Raw genomic sequence first — 18066 nt, 5'->3', positions numbered from 1 at the left:
AGCGTCAATCTCTCTTGATCGGTCCTGATCAAGAGAGATTTTGCGTTCCCTCAGGCGCCGGGCGGGCGCATCCACGCCCTTGGCTTACGCGGGCACGGGCCCGCGGGCCGGCAGTCGCCGGCCTCCAACCCGCCTTAAGGTCAACCTTTAGGCGGGTTGGTATTACTGCACCAGCCGCAGCGGGGGCAGGGGGGAGTGTGGGCAAGCCGTGGGGGCAGGGCCCCGCAGCGGCAGGCACTGGCCGCCCATGGCGAAGCTGGTGGCCACGGCGCGCAGGGTGGCTACCAGCTCGGCCCGCATACCGGGCGTGGCCAGCCGGGCCAGCAACAGGTCGCCCAGCACCAGCCGGGGCCGCTGCAGCCCGGCCATCAGGGTCAGCAGCGCGCGTTCATCACGGCTTAATGTGCTGATACAGCCATTGCCGATTTCCGGCCGGCTGCTGGGATATTGGTGCAGCTGTTCCAGCGCATCCTCCCAGCCCAGCAGGGCATCGGCCCAGCAGCATGCCAGCAGACGCTTGAACTCTGCCTCCACCTGATCCCAGCGGAAGCGACCATGGCGCCAACGCCGCGCCGACCAGAGCAGCAGCTGTTCCGGCCGGGAGAGGGAGAAGACGGTGGTGCCGTCGATGCGGTCGGCCAGCTGGCGGGCGCGCAGCACATGGATCTCCGCCCCACTGCCGCTTTCCGCCGGACTGCCGGACCCCAACGCCGGGCCGATCGCCACAAGGTCCGGCCACCATGCCACCTGCTCATTCATCGCCTGCCTCCTCCGGATTGGCTGGTGATAATCTATTGCGAATCATTCTTAATTACAATGGGCCAAATGGGGAGGCTGGAGACAAAAAGCGGGATGGTTATTTTTCTTTCTCAGGCGTTTTGGACAGGGTGGCGCAGATGCCTTGCAGCGCCCGCCATTCCCGTGCCGTCAGTGCCGGTTCCGCCGCTGGGGGCTGTGGTTCGGGCTGGGCGCGCAGGGTGGTGATGCGTTCAGACAGCTGCGGGTGGCTGCCCAGCCAGCTTTCAAACTTGCCTTCATCGCCGATCCGGGCGCGCATCTTCTCAAACAGCATGGCCATGCTGCGGGCGCTGTAGCCATCCTGGTGCAGCAATTGCGCGGCATAGGCATCGGCCTGGCGTTCCTGGTCCTGGCTGAACCCGGCCTCCACCATCCGCCCCACGGCGACGGCCATGAAGCCGCCGCCGAAATCACCGATCACCAGCGAGACCAGGGTGGAGGTCAGGGTATAGCGCATTACCCGTTCCATGGAATGGCCATAGACGATATGGCCCAGCTCATGCCCCGTCACCGCCAAGGCCGCTTCGGGGGAGGGGGAGATTTTCAGGATGCCGTCGGTCACCACAATATGGCCGGGCACGGCAAAGGCGTTGGGCAACTCCACCTTGATGACGCGCAGGCGAAAATCCGGCACCCCGCTTTGCGGCAGCAGGGCGCGCAGCTTGTCCAGCGCCTGCTTGCCCGCCGGGTCCACACATTCCCGCGCCACGGTGGATTGGGTCAACAGCATGGTGGCCACATCCGCCACCTGATCGCCCAACCGCCGCTGCACCCCGTCGGGGATCATCGGGGCCAGGATGCTGGCTAGCATGGGCAGCACAAAAAAGGCCAGCAGCAGGGTGGATGCCGTCGCCCCGCCGATCCAGATCAGGATCGGCACCTCCCGCCGGCGGCGATGCGCCTTTCGGGAACGGCCGCCCGCCTGCTGCAACAGCGCGGTAAAGCGGGCGGCATCGGGGACCAGCAGGGCGGCATGGGCATCCACCGCCAGGGCAAAGCGGGGCCGCCCGTCCGAATCGGCGGGCAGGGCGGCCACGTCACGCGGGTTCCAGCGGTCCAGCTCCCGCCCGCCGGGCTGGGCGATGCGCAGCATCCCGCCATCCAGGCTCAGTTCCACCGGCACCAGCCGGCGGCTGACCCGATCCTCGTAAAAGGCTTCCAGCATCGCCCGTCCCATTCTGCCCAACCCGTCAGATACCGACGTCCCCCAGTGCGTCGGCCAACCCTTCGCCCCGGCGGGGGGCCGGCATCCCCCGGTTCAGGATATCCTCCGCCGCCTGGATATTGTCGATCAGCAGATAACGGGCGACCAGTTTCATATATTCCACCGTCGTCCAGACAAGGTTGACGATGCTGATGCTGGCAAAGGCCAGCAGGAAGATGATGATCGGGATCACACTCATGAACAGGGTTGTGGATACTTTGCCGGCTGCCGCCATGGCACCGGCCGCGATCAACCCCGTCAGCATACCGGCGGCAAAGAGAATGCCGATCATGATCAGCCCGGCCACCAGCGGGATCAGCAGCAGCCGCCAGGGGGAGACGGGGAAGCTGAAGCTTATCTCCCCCAGCCGGGTGGCGGCGGTGAAGCGGGCCAGCCGGGCCGCATTGTAGAAGGCATAGGCGATGGCGACCAGCGGCGTCAGCGCGATGCCCAGCCCCATGGGCAGGAACAGCGGCATCGGCTGGGGCGGGGGTGGCAGCCCGGCGGTCTGCCATTCCGGCAGGGATTTCGCCCATTCCATCACCGGCCAATAGCCATAGAAGAACAGAGCATAGGCCAGCAGGGCCAGCGCCCAGCAGAGCAGCCAGCGCAGCCACAGCCCCCGGCTGCTGGCATCGGCCGTGAAACCCTGCGTGCCATAAAAGGTGATGTTGGTCCGGTAATTATAAAGTCGCGCCTGCACCCAGGGGTTCAGCAGCCCCAATGTCGGCACCAGCAGCAGATAATAGCCGATATGCACCGCCATGAAGCGGCCCAGCCGCCCGGCCTGCCCGGCATGGATGCCGCGCCAGACCGTGCGGGTCAGCAGATAGCGCCGCGCGAAATAGAGCGCCATCACCCCCAGCACGCCCAGCACCAGGAAGACACCCCCCTGGAACAGCATCTGCGCCCCGACAGAGGTGGGAGGCACCAGCGTGCCGACCAGACCGATCAGGCCGAAGGCCGGCAGCAGGATGACCAGCGCCAGCAGAAAGCCGACAAACAGTTCCTTGGCCCGGCCGGTATAGGCCAGCGGTTGCCCCAGGATGGCGACGGAACCCCAAAGCCGGCGGCGCACATGGGTGCGGGCCCAGAACCGGTAAAAGCCGATGGTGAGGATGGTAAAAAGCAGGTTCTTCAGCGCCAGCGCGAACAGGGCGCTGCGGTTCACCGCCACCGCGATCCGCGCCGATTGCCGTACCCCGCCATCCCCCGCTGCGGGTACCGGCTCCCCCCAATCCCCGCTTTCCTGACTGATCGTCATGCAACACCCCGTTATTGCAATGGCCTGTTATGCCCTCCCAGGTGCCATGGATCATGGCGCTTGGGATTTACCTGTTCCCTCAAGTGCCGGGCGGCGGCATCCGCTGCCTTGGCCAACGCGGGGCATGGGACATACCCCTTGGTATCAAGCGGTTATTGATGCCGTGATTTTTACCGGTTGCATATTGCCCGTCCAGCTTAAACCAAGTGGCTGTATCGGATGGCACGTGGTCTGTTGGAACGGTGAGGTCGCATTTGCGAATTGGTCGCATTCCTGTCTTGACAGCGCTGCTGCATCACCCGACATATCGTTGCAGAGGATATTGTGACGCAGGAGCAAGATGATGGCATTCCAGTCCCGCCGCGCCTTCAACCGCCTGTTGGGCGGCATGATGCTGGGCAGCACGCTGCTGGCCGCCACGGCCGGCACCGCCCTGGCGCAGCAGCAGGAAGTGAACATCTATTCCTCCCGTCACTATGATGCCGACAAGCTGATCTATGCCGCGTTCGAGAAGAAGACCGGCATCCTGGTCAATGTCATCGAGGGCAAGGACGATGAGCTGATCGAGCGGCTGAAGGCCGAGGGGCGCAACAGCCCGGCCGATATCCTGCTGGCCGTCGATGCCGGTCGCCTGTGGCGGGCCCAGGATGCCGGTGTGCTGCAGCCGATCAAGAGTGCTTTGCTGGAAAAGGCAATTCCCGCCGCCTATCGGGAACCGGATGGCTACTGGTTCGGCCTCTCGGCCCGCGCCCGCGTCATCATCTATAACAAGGCGGCGGTGAAGCCGTCGGACCTGTCCAGCTATGAGGATCTGGCTGATCCGAAATGGAAGGGCCGCATCCTGGTCCGCAGTTCCACCAACGTCTATAACCAGTCGCTGACCGGTTCCATCCTGGCCGCCCATGGGCCTGAGAAGACGGAAGCCTGGGCCAAGGGGCTGGTGGCCAATTTCGCCCGCCCGCCGCAGGGTGGCGATATCGACCAGATTAAGGCCGTGCAGGCGGGGGAGGGCGATATCGCCATCTCCAACACTTATTATTTCGGCCGGCTGGTCAATTCCAGCAATCCCAAGGAACGGGAACTGGCGCAGAAGGTGGCCGTGTTCTTCCCCAACCAGGGGGATCGCGGCACGCATGTGAATATCTCCGGTGCCGGGGTGGTGAAATACGCCCCGCATAAGGAAGCGGCTGTAACGTTCCTGGAATTCCTCGCAACGCCGGAAGCCCAGAAGATTTTCGCTGAGGCCAATTATGAATATCCGGTGGTGGCCGGCATCCCGGCCCATCCGGTGGTCGCCGCCTGGGGCGATTTCAAGCGCGATGGGCTGAACGCCGCCATCTATGGCCGCAACAATGCCGAAGCACTGAAGATCATGGACCGCGCCGGCTGGAAGTAAGCGCCAGAGGTTGATGTGGAGGAGGGGCGGTGCCGCGGGTACCGCCCCTTTTTCATGGGCACATCACCAACCTGAACCATAATTCACCTTTCATCTTCGCCGCTTCACCCGTACCCTGGCGGGCAATCAGGAAAGCCATGGGGGGATGTGATGCTGGGGCGGATTTTGTTGGGTCTGCTGGCGCTGGTTCTGCTGGCGCTGGGCGGGCTGGTGGTGTGGCTCTATACGCCCGACCGGTCGCGCGGGGCGGCGGAGGCGCGGTTCAGCAGGGGGCCGCAGGATTTCGTCACCGTCGGCGATATGCGCTTTCATGTCCGCCAGGAAGGGCCGGCGGGCGCGCCGGTGCTGGTGATGATCCATGGCAACGCCTCGCAGCTGCAAAGCTGGGACGGCTGGGCGGCCGACCTGTCGCGGGATTACCGGGTCATCCGTTATGATCTGGCCGGCCATGGGCTGACCGGGCCGGACCCGGCCGGCACCTATGGGCCGGAACGCGATGCCGCCCAGTTGCTGGCCCTGCTGGATGCACTGGGCGTGCAGCGGGCCAGCCTGATCGGCAATTCGCTGGGGGGCCAGATCGCCTGGACCTTCGCCGCCGCTCATCCGGACCGGGTGGAAAAGCTGGTGCTGGTCGCCCCCGGCGGCTATCCGCTGCCCGGCATCGGTTTCGGCCAGACGGTGGAACCGCCAGCCGCCGCCAAGCTGCGGCCCTATATCCTGAACAAGCAGACGGTGCGGCTGACCCTGTCGCCGCTTTATGGCGATCCGTCCCGCTTCGGGCCGGAGGCGGTGGACCGCTATTATGAAAGCTGGCTTTCGCCCGGCGTGCGGCAGGCCGGGCTGGACCGTGTCCGCGCCTATCGCATCGAAGACCCGACCGACCGGCTGCGCAGCATCCAGGCACCCACCCTGCTGGTCTGGGGGGAAAAGGACTGGCTGGTCGCCTTCGCCACCACGCCGGCCAAATTCCAGGCCGCCCTGCCAAACAGCCGGCTGGTCAGCTTCCCCGGCTTGGGCCACATGCCGCAGGAGGAAGACCCGGCCACCACCCTGCCGGCGGTGCGGGCCTTCCTGGCGGAATAGTTACCCATCCCCCTTGATCAGAACCTGTGGTTCTGATCAAGGCATCCCTCAGCGCCGGGCGCCGCCATCCGGCGGCTTGGCTTGCGCGCACATGGGTGCGCGGGCGCTCAACGCGCCAACCAAGCAGGGGTGAGTGAAACTCACCCCTGCTTGGTATCTTTAACCACCCACTGTCGTGGTCAGCGTCTGGTCGCCGCGCCGGACGCTGATGGTCCAGCGCCGGGTCTGGCCATTCACCGCACCGGTCAGGTCACGCACGCTGTTGATGTCCTGATCATTGACCCGCAGCAGCAAGTCGCCCGGCCGCAGGCCCAGCCCGGCGGCGGCCGAACCGCGCGCCACATCCAGCACCACCACCCCGTCGGATGCGCCTTCGAAGCGGATTTCCTCCACCAGGGCCGGGTTCAGGTTGGCCACCTTGGCGCCGGCCAGCGGGTTGCGGCCGGTCACCACCGTTTCATCCCGCGCCGGGGTTTCCGGCGGGCCGATCAGGCGCAGGCTGAGGCTCTGTTCCTTGCCCTGGCGCAGCACGGTCAGGCTGGTATTGCCGCCCACCGCCAGGGTGGCAACGCGATAGCGCATGGAATCCGGATCATCCACGCCGCGGCCATTCACCGCCGTCACCACATCGCCCACCTTCAGCCCGGCCTGATCGGCCGGGCCGCCCTTGCGCACCTGATTGATCAGCACGCCGGCCGGGCGGGAAAGCCCCAGGCTGGCGGCAATATCGCTGGTGACGGCCTGCCCGCCAGCCCCGATCCAGGGCCGTACCAGCTTGCCGCCGCCGCGCACCGCATCCACCACCGTGCGCACCATATTGGCGGGGATGGCAAAGCCGATGCCGATGGAACCACCCGACCGGCTATAGATGGCGGAATTGATGCCGACCAGCTTGCCATCCATGGAGATCAGCGCCCCGCCGGAATTGCCGGGATTGATGGCCGCATCGGTCTGGATGAAGAAATTATAGTCGGAGATGCCCACGGCCGTGCGCGCCACGGCCGAAACGATGCCGCTGGTCACCGTCTGGCCGACGCCGAACGGGTTGCCGATGGCCAGCACCAGATCGCCCACCTCCAGATCGTCGCTGTCATGCATGGCCAGCACGGGCAGCTTTTCCTTGCCCGGATCGATGCGCAGCACGGCCAGATCGACCTTTTCATCCGAGGCCACGATCTTGGCCGGGAATTCCCGCCGATCGGCCAGCACCACGGTGATCTCGTCACTGCCCTGGATAACATGGGCATTGGTGACGATCAGCCCGTCGGATTCCAGAATGACGCCCGACCCCAGGGAGCTTTCCACCCGTTCACGCGGGATGCCGCGAAACGCCTCCCCGAAGAAGCGCTGGAACAGCGGGTCTTGCAGCAGCGGCGATACCTGCGTCTGCACCCGCCGCTTGGTATAGATATTCACCACGGCCGGGCTGGCCTGTTTTACCAGCGGGGCAAAGGACAGGGTGATTTCGGCCCGGTTGGCGGGCGGGGCGCGATCCTGCGCCAGCGCCGGGATGGGCAGGGACAAGGACAGGGCCAGCAGCGGCAGGGCCGCCAGACGAAGGGCTTTATGGGTCATGATGCGCGTCGAATTCCCAAAGATCCGCACCCGTGGCGACGGGGGTTAAGGGGCGGGGACAATGCCGCTCAGCAACGGGCCAGACAGGCTTGCAGCTCCGCGCTGCAGGTGGCCCCCATGCCGAAATCTGTCTTCCGGCTCTGGGCCGATTGCTGATCCATGCAGACATTGTTATCGCGGTTGCATTGCGCAATACAGGCGCGACGCGGATCGAGACCGTTGGAGACCTCCCGCTTGGCGGGGGCGGCCATGCAGCCGGCCAGCATCGACAGCGCAGCCAGCGCAGCAACGGACTTCAGCAACGCATTCATCTTTGTTTTCCCGTCAGGAAAGAAGACCCCCATCCTAGGCCCCTTGCCCATTGCCGCCAAGCGTGATGCGATGCCGGGCTGGCATCGGCGACCTTGGGGCCAATGGCCGGTCTTCCAGCGCGATGCCAACCAGGGTGCCAGGTGACAGCAGCTGATGTGCAGCGGCGGGCAGAGAGATCAAGGTCACAAAATATTCATCGACCGAACACCCGGTAGCAAAACAAACCAACCAAGGGATTGACCCATGTCATCGCCTTACCATTGGCGGGGTTTATGGTGCGGCCATGATCTGTCAGCATCACCCGCAGCGTCGTGACCAGACGATGGGTTGAGCCAGCGAGAAGGAACGCCCGATGACGATCCGCAACCTGGACCGGCTGTTCAAGCCGACCTCTGTCGCCCTGATCGGGGCCAGCCGGCGGGACCGGTCAGTGGGCAAGGTGATTGCCCGCAACCTGTTCAATGCCGGGTTCGACGGCCCTGTCATGCCGGTGAACCCGCGTGAAGCCAGCATCGAAGGCGTGCTGGCCTATAAATCCGTGTCCGACCTGCCAGTGGTGCCCGATCTGGCCGTCATCGCCACCCCGCCCGCCACCGTGCCAGGCCTGATCGCCGAGTTGGGGGCGCGCGGCACCAAGGCCGCCGTCGTCATCACCGCCGGTTTCGGGGAGATGGGGGAGGAAGGGCGCAAGCTGCAGCAGGCCGTGCTGGATGCCGCCCGCCCGCATCTGCTGCGCGTCATCGGGCCGAACTGCCTGGGCATCATGGTGCCGGGCCAGGGGCTGAATGCCAGTTTCTGCCATGTGCCGCCGCTGAAGGGGGATATCGCGCTGGTGGCCCAGTCCGGTGCCATCGTCACCTCGGTGGTGGATTGGGCCACGCCGCGCGGCATCGGCTTTTCGCACCTGATCTCGCTGGGCGCCATGTCAGACGTGGATTTCGGCGACATGTTGGATTATCTGGCCCAGGATGCCGGGGTGCGCGCCATCCTGCTCTATGTGGAAGCCATCACCAGTGCGCGTAAATTCATGTCGGCGGCGCGTGCCGCCGCCCGCTCCAAGCCGGTGATCGTCATCAAGGCCGGCCGCAGCGAGGAAGGCTCGCGCGCCGCCTCCTCGCATACCGGTGCGCTGGCCGGGGCCGATGCCGTTTATGATGCCGCCTTCCGCCGCGCCGGCATGTTGCGGGTGGGGGAGCTGGACGAGCTGTTCTCCGCCGTGGAGACGCTGGCCACCGGCGTGCATATCAAGGGCGACCGGCTGGCCATCCTGACCAATGGCGGCGGTGTCGGCGTGCTGGCCACCGATGCGCTGATCGATGGCGGCGGCAAGCTGGCGCAATTGTCGCCGGAAACGCTGGAAAAGCTGAATAAGGTGCTGCCGGCCACCTGGAGCCATGGCAACCCGGTGGACATCATCGGTGACGCCGATGGAAAACGGTACGCCGATGCGCTGAACATCCTGATGGATGATCGCGGCTGTGATGCCGTGCTGGTGCTGAACTGCCCGACGGCGGTGGCCGATGGGCGCGATGCCGCCCAGGCTGTGGTGGCCGCCGTGCAGGCGCGCAACCAGCGGGGCGGCGGCGACCGCAAGGTGCCGATCCTGACCAACTGGCTGGGCGAACAGCAGGCGGCCCCGGCCCGCAAGCTGTTCGATGTGGCGCGCATCCCCAATTACCACACGCCCAACCAGGCGGTGACGGCCTTCCTGCATCTGGTGCGCTATCAGCGCAACCAGGAACTGCTGATGGAAACGCCGACCAGCGTGCCGGAACAGTTTGATGTGGATATGGTGGCCGCCCGTGCCCCCATCGATGCCGCGCTGAAGGAAGGAAGGCCCTGGCTGTCGGAATATGAGGCGAAGGAGGTCTTGCGCGCCTATGGCATCCCCTGCGTGCAGACGGTGATCGCCACCAGCCCGGCGGAGGCGGAACGCGCCGCCAAGCGGCTGGGCGGGCGCATCGCCCTGAAAATCCTGTCGCAAGACATCACCCACAAATCCGATGTCGGCGGCGTGGCGCTGAACCTGCTGCCGGCCCAGGTCTGGGCGGAGGCAGAGGCCATGCTGGAACGGGTGCGCAGCGCCTATCCGGAGGCCCGCATCGAAGGTTTCACCGTGCAGGAAATGGCGCACCGGCCCGGTGCGCATGAACTGATCGTCGGCATGGTGGATGACAGCCTGTTTGGCCCCGTCATCCTGTTCGGTGCCGGCGGCACCTCGGTGGAGGTGGTGGGCGACAAGGCGCTGACCCTGGCGCCGCTGAACCTGAACCTGGCGCATGAGGTGATGGCCCGCACCCGCGTCTATAAGCTGTTGAAAGGCTATCGCAATCGCCCGGCGGCGGACCTGGATGCCATCGCCCTGTCGCTGACCAAGATCAGCCAGCTGGTGATCGATTTCCCGGAAATTTCAGAGCTGGATATCAACCCGCTCTTTGCCGATGAAACGGGCATTCTGGCGCTGGATGCCCGCATCCGCGTGGTGCCGGTCACCGAACAGGCCCGCCACCGGCTGGCCATCCGGGCCTATCCCAAGCGGCTGGAACATAAGGTGACGCTGCGCGACGGGCAGGAATTCCTGATCCGGCCGATCCGGCCGGAGGATGAGCCGCTGATCCATGATCAGGTCTCTCATACCAGTGTAGAGGATTTGCGCCTGCGCTTCTTCGCGCCGCTGCGCCGCCTGTCGCACCAGATGGCCGCCCGGCTGACGCAGATCGATTATGACCGTGAAATGGCCCTGGTTGCTGTGCCCACCGGCATGATGGATGCCGATGGCAAGGGCCCTGTCTATGGCGTGGTGCGCATCACCGCCGATCCCAACCATGAACGGGCCGAATATGCTGTGCTGGTGCGCAGCGACATGAAGGGCAAGGGGCTGGGATCGTTGCTGATGCGGGAAATCCTGGCCTATGCCAAGGATCGCGGCATCCATGAAGTGTTCGGGGAGGTGCTGCGGGAAAATGTCTCCATGCTGGGTCTCTGCCGTGAACTGGGCTTTACCGCCCATGACAATCCCGATGACCATGGGATTGTTGAGGTGAGCGTGAAATTGCAGGGGGTGTGAGGGGGGGTGTCTCATCGGTTCCCACCGTTCTCTCCCGTCACCCCTGCCTGCGCCTATGGGCGCTAAGTTAACCTTTTGCCCCCTCCCTGCCTCCCCCGCGCAAGCGGGGGTCCAGGGGCCAAAGGCACCGAAGCGTTGATACTGGTGGCCCCTGGATCCCCGCTTGCGCGGGGAAGGCACGTTATTCCAAGGGGTTAGGTTAGTGCCGATGAGCCTGCGCTGGGGTGACGGTTGAAAAGGCGGAAATAGTCATGAAAAGCGCTTAAGCTGGAACCTTGCGGGGAATAAACGCCCCCTCCCCCTCACCCTCCATCAATGGCATCATCCAAAGCCGTCCCGCCGGAGATGCCGTCCCATGTCGCCCCTGTACCTGCACCATTTCACCAGCCCCATCGGCACCATCCTGCTGGTGACGGATGCCGCAGGCCAGCTGCGGGCGCTCGATTTTCTGGATTACCGGGAACGGATGGATAGGCTGCTGGCCCGGCATTACGGCCCCGTCACCCTGGCCGATGCCCCCACGCCGGCCCCGCTGACCCAGGCGCTGGGTGATTATTTCGCCGGCGACCTGACAGCGCTGGACCGGGTGGCGGTGGCCACCAATGGCACGGATTTCCAGAAAGCCGTCTGGCAGGCCCTGCGAACCATCCCCGCCGGGCAGACGGTGACCTATGGCGACCTGGCCCGGCGGCTGGGCCAGCCCACGGCGATGCGGGCGGTGGGGCTGGCCAATGGGGCCAACCCGATCGGCATTGTCGTGCCCTGTCACCGGGTGGTGGGGGCCAATGGCACGCTGACCGGCTATGCCGGCGGGCTGGAACGCAAACGCTGGCTGCTGGCGCATGAATCTGCTGCGGGCCTGCCGCTGCTGGCGCAGATCGCTGAAAAGCGGCATCGCTTTGGCGCGTGAATCTGCGCGCTGAACAAGGAGCCAGAGCCGGCATGGCAGCACCCGCCCCGCTGCCCCTTGACCGGGGAACGGGCAAGCGGCACCTAATCCCCCATCATGCCGCGTGACAAGCAGACCCCGCAGAAGACCCTGCGCCACCCCGCCGATCTGGCCGATCATGGCTTGGTGGCCGCAGGTACCGACGTTGCCGCCCTGGAACGGGTGGCGGCGCAATTTGCCGTGGCGGTGACCCCCGCCATGGCCGACCGCATCGACCCGACGGACCCGGACGATCCGGTGGGCCGCCAGTTCCTGCCCGATGCGCGCGAATTGCTGGTGACGGCGGAGGAACTGGCCGATCCCATCGGCGATGAACCCTTCACCCCCGTCAAGGGCATCACCCATCGTTACCATGACCGGGTGCTGCTGAAGCCGGTCCATGCCTGCCCGGTTTATTGCCGGTTCTGCTTCCGCCGCGAAATGGTGGGGCCGGGGTCGGACGCGCTGGATGCGGGCGAACTGGATGCCGCCATCGCCTATATTCAGGATAACCCACAGATTTGGGAAGTGATCCTGACCGGCGGCGACCCGATGATCCTGTCGCCCCGCCGTATGGGCAACCTGATCGCCCGCCTGAATGAGATTCCGCATCTGGGGCTGGTCCGTATCCATAGCCGCGTGCCGGTGGTGGACCCCGACCGCATCAATGCGGAGATGGTGGCCGCCCTGAAGGGCACCCGCATTCCCACCTGGGTGATGCTGCACGCCAACCATTGGCGCGAGTTGGGGCCCGATCAGCTGGCCGCCATCGGGCGGCTGGTGGATGCTGGCATCCCCATGCTGTCGCAAAGCGTGCTGCTGCGCGGGCTGAATGATGATGTGGACACGCTGACCCGCACTTTCCGTGCGCTGATCAGCGCACGGGTGAAGCCGCATTATCTGCATCATGGCGATCTGGCCAAAGGGACCAGCCATTTCCGCACCAGCGTGGCGGAAGGCCGCGAGTTGATGCGGCAATTGCGCGGCGATGTGTCGGGCCTGTGCCAGCCCACCTATGTGCTGGATATACCCGGCGGCCATGGCAAGGTGCCGCTGACCCAGGATTATCTGACGCCGCAGGGTGACGACGGCAACTGGCTGGTGGAAGACCCACGCGGCAACCGGCATTCCTATCGGGGATAGGCGGCCCTAAAGCGCCTCATCCCCCGGATAGAAGGCATGGGTGAAATACAGCCCATCCGGCGGTGACGTTTGCCCAGCAGCGGCGCGGTTGCGGGCGGCCAGGGCGGCGGAAACGTCATCCGCCGTCCAGCGGCCTTCCCCCACCAGCTTCAGGGTGCCCACCATGTTGCGCACCTGATGGTGCAGGAAGGAACGTGCCCGCGCGATGATCTGCACTTCCTCCCCCACCCGGCGGACCGAGAGGTGGGAAAGCGTCTTCACCGGGCTCTGCGCCTGACAGAGCGAGGCGCGGAAGCTGGTGAAATCATGCTGGCCGACCAGCCGTTGTGCGGCTTCATGCATGGCCTCGGCATCCAGCGGATGCAGCACCAGCCAAGCCTTGCCGGCATCCAGCGTCAAGGGGGCACGGCGGTTGACGATGCGATAGAGATAGGCCCGGCCGATGCAGGAAAAGCGGGCATGAAAATCCCCCTCCATCGCTTCTGCCTTCAGGATGGCGATGGGGTTGGGTTTCAGGTGGAAATTCAACGCCTCGCGCAGCTTGTCGGCCGCCACGGGCTTTTCCAGATCGAAACTGGCCACCATGGCCAGGGCATGGACGCCGCTGTCGGTGCGGCCAGCGGCATGAACGGTGACGGTTTCCTGGCAGAAGCGACGGATCGCCTCCTCCAGGCAACCCTGAACGGAAGGGCCATGATCCTGCCGCTGCCAGCCGAAAAACGGCCTGCCATCAAACTCGACGGTGATTTTCCAGCGCTCTGCCATGTTACCGGTCACGGCCCTTGGAATGACCGGTCATGACCTAGGCTGGGCACCATGCGCCGCGCCTCCGCCACCTTGTCCAGGTCCAGATCGGCGATGACATGGCCCACCCCTTCCCCGGCATCGGCCAGCACCTCACCCCAGGGGCTGATGATCAGGGAATGGCCATAGGTGCCGCGCCCGCCATCATGCAGCCCCGTCTGGGCCGGGGCCAGCACGAAGCACCCCGTCTCAATGGCCCGCGCCCGCAGCAGCACATGCCAATGCGCCCGGCCCGTGGGCACGGTAAAGGCGGCGGGCACGGTGATCAGGCTGGCCCCGGCCTTGGCCAGGGCGCGGAACAGATAGGCAAAGCGCACATCATAGCAAATGGACAGGCCCAGCCCACCCCAGGGCGTGGGCGCCACCACGGCCCGTTCACCGGGCCGATAGGTAGCACTCTCGCGGTAGCTTTCACCGCCGGCCAGATCAACATCAAACATGTGGATCTTGTCATAACGGGCGACGATATCGCCATTGGGGGCCACCACGAAGGCGCGGTTGGCCACCCGCCCATCCTCCAGCAGACAGCCCAGCGTGCCCGTCATGATCCAGGCCCCGGTTTCCCGCGCCAGATCGCGGAAGAAGGGCACGCCGGGATGGCTTTCCTCCGGCTTCACCCGGGCCAGGATCTTCTCCCGCCCCTGCGCCATCAGGGAGACATTTTCCGGCAGGCAGACCAGTTGGGCCCCATCGGCCACGGCCCCGCGCACCAGGGCACCGGCCTGGACCAGATTGGCTTCGATCTCCGGCCCGGCATTGACCTGGATGACAGCGGCACGCAGCGTATTGGGGCTGGTCATAGTCGCATCACGCCTCAGCCGGCCAGGCCCAGCAGGCCATCCAGCTTGCCGGCCTTTTCCAGGGCATAGGTATCATCGCAACCGCCAATATGCTGGCCATCGATGAAGACCTGCGGCACGGAGGTACGGCCGCCCGCACGTTCCACCATTTCCGGGCGACGGCGCGGCTGGGCATCCACATCGATTTCATCATAGCTGACGCCCTTGGCATCCAGCAGCTTCTTGGCCCGCGCGCAGTAGCCGCACCAGGGGCTGGTATAAATCTCGATCTTGGGCATCGGTTTCATCCGGCAATGGCAGGTTTCATCAATATGACGCTGCCGGCAGCCGACGCAAACCCCGTTACGCTGCAAAGCACCCTTTCGCGCCGGCAAGGGCAGCGCAGCGATAAGGCTCACGCCGTTGCCGACGCCCCGGACGGCAGGCCATTGGCGCCGATGTCATATTCATAAACCATGGCGGTGGCCATATCCTGTTCCAGCGGCTTGGCATAATGATAGCCCTGGGCGCGGTCACAGCCCATTTCCCGTAACAGGCTGGCCTGGGCGGGGTTTTCCACCCCTTCGGCCACCACGCCATATTCCATGATGCCGGCGATATGCAGGATGGCGCTGACCAGGGCCAGCCCCTTCTCGCTGCCTTCCATGCGGGTAACAAAGCTGCGGTCGATCTTGATCGTATCGACCGGCAGTTCCTGCAAATAGGCAAGCGAGGAATAGCCGGTGCCAAAATCATCAATCGCCAGCGCCACCCCCAACGCCCGCAGGCTTTTCAAGGCACCCGGCGCGGCCCCGCCGCTGCCGATCAGGCCGCTTTCGGTGATTTCCAGATGCAACCATTCCGGCTTGCAGCCGGTCATTTCCAGCACGCCCTGCACCCAGCGGGCAATATCCAGGCGCGACGGGTCCAGCTGATAGGGGGAAAGGTTGACGGAAACATAGATCGGCTGCTGCCGGTCCCGGTTCCAGCGCACCACCTGCCGGCAGGCCTGCACCAGGATATGGTTGCCCAGCGGCACGATCAGGCCGGTTTCTTCCGCCACCGGCACAAAGATCGTGGGCGGAATGGGGCCGCGTTCCGGATCGGTCCAGCGGGCCAACGCCTCAAAGCCGGCCAGCTTGCCATCCGACAGGCGGATGATCGGCTGATAGACGACGCGGACCCCGTCATTGCCCTGGATGGCCTGGCGCAGCCGGTCATAAAGATCATGCCGTTCGGTCAGGCGGGCGCGCATGGCCGCATCAAAGACACGCCGCCCGCCACCGCCGGCGGCCTCTGCCTCCGCACTGGCGATTTCCGCATCGCGCAGCATTTCGGCGGCCGCTTCCTCCTTGCCGCAATGGGTGACGACACCCAGGCTGCCGGTGACGAAAATTTCCCGATCTTCCAGCGGGAAGGAGGTGCGCAGCGCATCGCGCACGGCGGCGGCCAGCGCATCGAAACGGGCGGCCCCGTCCTCCACCAGCAGCACGGCAAATTCGCCTGTATCGATGCGGGCCAGTAGATCACCAGCGGAAACCGCCCCGCGCAGACGCTGCCCCACCGCCGCCAGCAGTTGGTCGGACGCCGCCTCCCCCAGGGCTGCCTTGACATAGCGGAAACGGTCCAGACCGATCACCGCCACCGCCACTTCCATCCCCACGGCCAGCGCCTGTTCCAGCGCGCGCAGCAGATGGTCACGGTTGGGCAGGCCGGTGGTGCGGTCGAAATTGGCCAGCTTGTGCAGCTGCTGTTCGGTACGGCGGCGGTAAAGTTCCGCGTGCCGGTCGGCCAGCAGGTGGTGCAGTTCCTGCGCCACCTCCAGTTCCAGCGGCGACCAGCGGCGGCCTGCCTGGCGCAGCAGCAGCAGGTGGCTGCCATGCAGCTCAATATCCAGCACGTCGGCCATGCCGATCTCGTCCTGGTCAACCGATCCGGCGGCCCGTTCAATCCAGCGCAGCCCGTCGCGCCGGCCGGTGGCCGCCGCATCCAGCAGCCGCAGCCAATGGGCAGGCGACGGCCCGCCGCCGCTGCTCCAGCTACGGCCATCCATGCTGATGGCCATCTGGTCATGCGGCAATATCTCACCCAGCACAGTGCGGGCGGCGGCAATGCCATCGATCAGGCTGGCATGTTCGCGCAGCAGGCGGCCCATCCGGGCCAGCCCGCGATTGGCCGCACTGCGCAGCACCGTGATGGTGCGTTCCTCCAGCGCGCCGATCTGGGCAGCGGCAATCTCCCCCAGCCCTTCGAACAGGGCGCGCACATGCAGCCCCACCGGGTGCGGCCGCCGGCTTTCGCACCAGAGATAGCCCCAGAGCCGGCCGCCACAGAGGATGGAGACGATCAGCACGGTGCGCACACCGCGCGCCCTTGCATGGGCTTCGAACAGCCGGGTGGCGGGGCGCAGGGCCGCCCGCGACAGGTTGATCGGCTGACCGGTCACGGGGTTGAGGACGGGCAACACCGGCACTGGCGGGGCATGGATATCCAGCAGCAGCCGCACCCGGTTCAGTTCCAGCAGCGCCAGGATGGAGGGCGGCAGCGGCTGGAACGGGGGGCCATCCTCCACCGCGGCGCTGGCACAGGACACGGCCACCACTTCCGGCGGGGCGGCACCGGCCAGCCGCACCATCAGGGCGCGGTCAAAACCGGTCAGCAGCCGGGCGTCATGGGTGATGGCGGCGGACAGCGCCGCCACATCGCTGATATGGCGATACCGCCGGATGGCCGTGCCGAAACCGTTGATGGCGCCATTGGCGGCATTGCCCATCGACAGCGGTTCCAGCTCCAGCACGAATCCACCGGCATCCCAATGGCCCTGCATGGCCACCCGATGCCGTCCCCGGCCGCTGACCACCGTGACCGGCAGCGGACCCAGCCCGTCCGGTTCCGCCTTGGACAGGGCACGGCCCAGCAGATTGGCCGCGGCGCGCCCGATCACCGCCCGCACCGGTTGCCCCAGAATCGCCGCCAGGGGCTGGCCGGCCAGCAGTTCCACATTGGCGCTGGCCTGGATGATGCGCAGATCATCCCCCTGCAGCACCAGAAGCCAGCCATGCGGCTGTATATGATCCATCAGCCCCGGCCAGGAGCTGGCAGCCGGTTGACCATCGGACAGGGAAACAGGATCAGGTGGGGTCACCATCGGCTGAGGGGCCTTCATCTTCAACGCGTGGAGATCACAAAATCCTGCCCGACAGGATATAGGGCAATTTCATATATCGAAACGCTACCCAACGGAGGTTAAGAAATGATTGGGGATAAAAAGGTTTCCTCATCATAACCACACGTCGGACCATGAATAGAGTGCACAGGCGTGCCGTTTCGCGGCTGACAAGAATGCGATGTTTCCCCCCGGCACTGCAACATCTTCTCGAAGGGATGCCTATACCGAAGGATAATCGGTACAGGGAGAGGTAGCGAAATTGCATAGGCAGGGCCGCCCGTGCTAACGATAACGGCAAAATGATGTTCTGGTTGGAGTGCGCCCCAACAATGTGGATCGACAGTTTGGAGCCGACCAGCGGACCGGCCGCCTGCGCGGATATCGGCGGCAAGAAGTTCGGCCGGCGAGACCCGCATGATCAGGGGCACATCGCCGATATCATCGCCGCTTTGTCGACTATTCTGATCGGGGGACGGCCATGATGAGCTTTTTGCGTCGCCTGACCGGGCAAAAGGCAGAAACGCCTGCGCCCGCCGCACCGGCG

The 18066-nt window shown here is 65.4% G+C and carries 15 protein-coding genes; 6 read left to right on the top strand and 9 right to left on the bottom strand.

The features are described 5' to 3' along the window. Window positions 1-162 precede the first annotated feature (162 nt). The 3 genes from CHB97_RS15105 to CHB97_RS15095 all read right to left on the bottom strand — a co-directional run bounded on the left by CHB97_RS15105 (window position 163) and on the right by CHB97_RS15095 (window position 3266). Entirely contained in the window at window positions 163-759 is a 597-nt protein-coding gene (locus CHB97_RS15105) for a hypothetical protein (RefSeq protein WP_089288809.1), read from the bottom strand. 97 nt (window positions 760-856) lie between these two features. Beyond that, a complete protein-coding gene (locus CHB97_RS15100; RefSeq protein WP_089288808.1) occupies window positions 857-1975 on the bottom strand; it encodes a M48 family metallopeptidase in 1119 nt (372 codons plus the stop codon). A gap of 13 nt (window positions 1976-1988) precedes the next feature. Continuing rightward, window positions 1989-3266 (bottom strand): DUF898 family protein, encoded by a 1278-nt coding sequence (locus tag CHB97_RS15095; RefSeq protein WP_089288807.1) that lies wholly within the window; start codon window positions 3264-3266, stop codon window positions 1989-1991. A 340-nt stretch (window positions 3267-3606) separates the two neighbouring features. Between CHB97_RS15095 and CHB97_RS15090 the strand changes: the two genes are divergently transcribed. Further along, a complete protein-coding gene (locus CHB97_RS15090; protein WP_244559556.1) occupies window positions 3607-4662 on the top strand; it encodes a Fe(3+) ABC transporter substrate-binding protein in 1056 nt (351 codons plus the stop codon). Between the two features lie 150 nt (window positions 4663-4812). Next, window positions 4813-5745 carry an alpha/beta fold hydrolase gene (locus tag CHB97_RS15085; RefSeq protein WP_244559555.1) on the top strand — a complete coding sequence of 311 codons (933 nt, stop codon included), beginning with the start codon at window positions 4813-4815 and terminating at the stop codon, window positions 5743-5745. 159 nt (window positions 5746-5904) lie between these two features. Here CHB97_RS15085 and CHB97_RS15080 read toward each other — a convergent pair whose 3' ends face one another. Both CHB97_RS15080 and CHB97_RS15075 read right to left on the bottom strand, forming a co-directional pair. Continuing rightward, window positions 5905-7320, bottom strand: a complete 1416-nt coding sequence (locus CHB97_RS15080) for a DegQ family serine endoprotease (RefSeq protein ID WP_089288806.1) — start codon at window positions 7318-7320, stop codon at window positions 5905-5907. A gap of 68 nt (window positions 7321-7388) precedes the next feature. Continuing rightward, window positions 7389-7631 (bottom strand): hypothetical protein, encoded by a 243-nt coding sequence (locus CHB97_RS15075; RefSeq protein WP_089288805.1) that lies wholly within the window; start codon window positions 7629-7631, stop codon window positions 7389-7391. Window positions 7632-7984: 353 nt separating this feature from the next. Here CHB97_RS15075 and CHB97_RS15070 point away from each other — a divergent pair, with 353 nt between their 5' ends. The 3 genes from CHB97_RS15070 (at window position 7985) to CHB97_RS15060 (ending at window position 12770) form a co-directional block, all read left to right on the top strand. Beyond that, the gene (locus CHB97_RS15070) at window positions 7985-10699 is read left to right on the top strand and encodes a bifunctional acetate--CoA ligase family protein/GNAT family N-acetyltransferase (RefSeq protein WP_089288804.1); all 2715 of its coding nucleotides are present in this window, start codon (window positions 7985-7987) and stop codon (window positions 10697-10699) included. A 355-nt stretch (window positions 10700-11054) separates the two neighbouring features. Then, window positions 11055-11609: a methylated-DNA--[protein]-cysteine S-methyltransferase gene (gene ogt / locus CHB97_RS15065; RefSeq protein ID WP_089288803.1), complete on the top strand. Its 555-nt coding sequence runs from the start codon at window positions 11055-11057 to the stop codon at window positions 11607-11609. Window positions 11610-11705: 96 nt separating this feature from the next. After that, on the top strand, window positions 11706-12770 hold the full coding sequence (locus CHB97_RS15060; RefSeq protein ID WP_089288802.1) for a lysine-2,3-aminomutase-like protein: 1065 nt from the start codon (window positions 11706-11708) through the stop codon (window positions 12768-12770). Between the two features lie 6 nt (window positions 12771-12776). Here CHB97_RS15060 and truA read toward each other — a convergent pair whose 3' ends face one another. From truA to CHB97_RS15040, 4 genes are all read right to left on the bottom strand, one after another. After that, entirely contained in the window at window positions 12777-13535 is a 759-nt protein-coding gene (gene truA / locus CHB97_RS15055) for a tRNA pseudouridine(38-40) synthase TruA (protein ID WP_089288801.1), read from the bottom strand. A gap of 8 nt (window positions 13536-13543) precedes the next feature. Continuing rightward, window positions 13544-14374 carry a carbon-nitrogen hydrolase family protein gene (locus CHB97_RS15050; protein WP_089288800.1) on the bottom strand — a complete coding sequence of 277 codons (831 nt, stop codon included), beginning with the start codon at window positions 14372-14374 and terminating at the stop codon, window positions 13544-13546. A 14-nt stretch (window positions 14375-14388) separates the two neighbouring features. Then, window positions 14389-14652, bottom strand: coding sequence for a glutaredoxin 3 (gene grxC, locus CHB97_RS15045; protein ID WP_089288869.1), 264 nt, complete (start codon window positions 14650-14652; stop codon window positions 14389-14391). 116 nt (window positions 14653-14768) lie between these two features. Then, window positions 14769-17432, bottom strand: a complete 2664-nt coding sequence (locus CHB97_RS15040) for an EAL domain-containing protein (protein ID WP_160105891.1) — start codon at window positions 17430-17432, stop codon at window positions 14769-14771. A gap of 389 nt (window positions 17433-17821) precedes the next feature. Here CHB97_RS15040 and CHB97_RS25980 point away from each other — a divergent pair, with 389 nt between their 5' ends. Next, window positions 17822-18004, top strand: coding sequence for a hypothetical protein (locus CHB97_RS25980; protein WP_143270930.1), 183 nt, complete (start codon window positions 17822-17824; stop codon window positions 18002-18004). Window positions 18005-18066 lie beyond the last annotated feature (62 nt).

Origin of the sequence: Azospirillum sp. RU38E (genome assembly GCF_900188385.1) — a bacterium.
In the GTDB taxonomy this organism is placed as follows: domain Bacteria; phylum Pseudomonadota; class Alphaproteobacteria; order Azospirillales; family Azospirillaceae; genus Niveispirillum.
The sequence above is the reverse complement of the archived record's forward strand: the minus strand, read 5'-3'. Positions and strand labels throughout refer to the sequence as shown.

Excerpts from the sequence above, each read along its gene's own strand:
- CHB97_RS15105 (WP_089288809.1), bottom strand. The coding sequence starts at position 759 with ATGAATGAGCAGGTGGCATGGTGGCCGGACCTTGTGGCGATCGGCCCG.
- CHB97_RS15100 (WP_089288808.1), bottom strand. The coding sequence starts at position 1,975 with ATGGGACGGGCGATGCTGGAAGCCTTTTACGAGGATCGGGTCAGCCGC.
- CHB97_RS15095 (WP_089288807.1), bottom strand. The coding sequence starts at position 3,266 with ATGACGATCAGTCAGGAAAGCGGGGATTGGGGGGAGCCGGTACCCGCA.
- CHB97_RS15090 (WP_244559556.1), top strand. The coding sequence starts at position 3,607 with ATGATGGCATTCCAGTCCCGCCGCGCCTTCAACCGCCTGTTGGGCGGC.
- CHB97_RS15085 (WP_244559555.1), top strand. The coding sequence starts at position 4,813 with ATGCTGGGGCGGATTTTGTTGGGTCTGCTGGCGCTGGTTCTGCTGGCG.
- CHB97_RS15080 (WP_089288806.1), bottom strand. The coding sequence starts at position 7,320 with ATGACCCATAAAGCCCTTCGTCTGGCGGCCCTGCCGCTGCTGGCCCTG.
- CHB97_RS15075 (WP_089288805.1), bottom strand. The coding sequence starts at position 7,631 with ATGAATGCGTTGCTGAAGTCCGTTGCTGCGCTGGCTGCGCTGTCGATG.
- CHB97_RS15070 (WP_089288804.1), top strand. The coding sequence starts at position 7,985 with ATGACGATCCGCAACCTGGACCGGCTGTTCAAGCCGACCTCTGTCGCC.
- ogt (WP_089288803.1), top strand. The coding sequence starts at position 11,055 with ATGTCGCCCCTGTACCTGCACCATTTCACCAGCCCCATCGGCACCATC.
- CHB97_RS15060 (WP_089288802.1), top strand. The coding sequence starts at position 11,706 with ATGCCGCGTGACAAGCAGACCCCGCAGAAGACCCTGCGCCACCCCGCC.
- truA (WP_089288801.1), bottom strand. The coding sequence starts at position 13,535 with ATGGCAGAGCGCTGGAAAATCACCGTCGAGTTTGATGGCAGGCCGTTT.
- CHB97_RS15050 (WP_089288800.1), bottom strand. The coding sequence starts at position 14,374 with ATGACCAGCCCCAATACGCTGCGTGCCGCTGTCATCCAGGTCAATGCC.
- grxC (WP_089288869.1), bottom strand. The coding sequence starts at position 14,652 with ATGCCCAAGATCGAGATTTATACCAGCCCCTGGTGCGGCTACTGCGCG.
- CHB97_RS15040 (WP_160105891.1), bottom strand. The coding sequence starts at position 17,432 with ATGGATCATATACAGCCGCATGGCTGGCTTCTGGTGCTGCAGGGGGAT.
- CHB97_RS25980 (WP_143270930.1), top strand. The coding sequence starts at position 17,822 with ATGATGTTCTGGTTGGAGTGCGCCCCAACAATGTGGATCGACAGTTTG.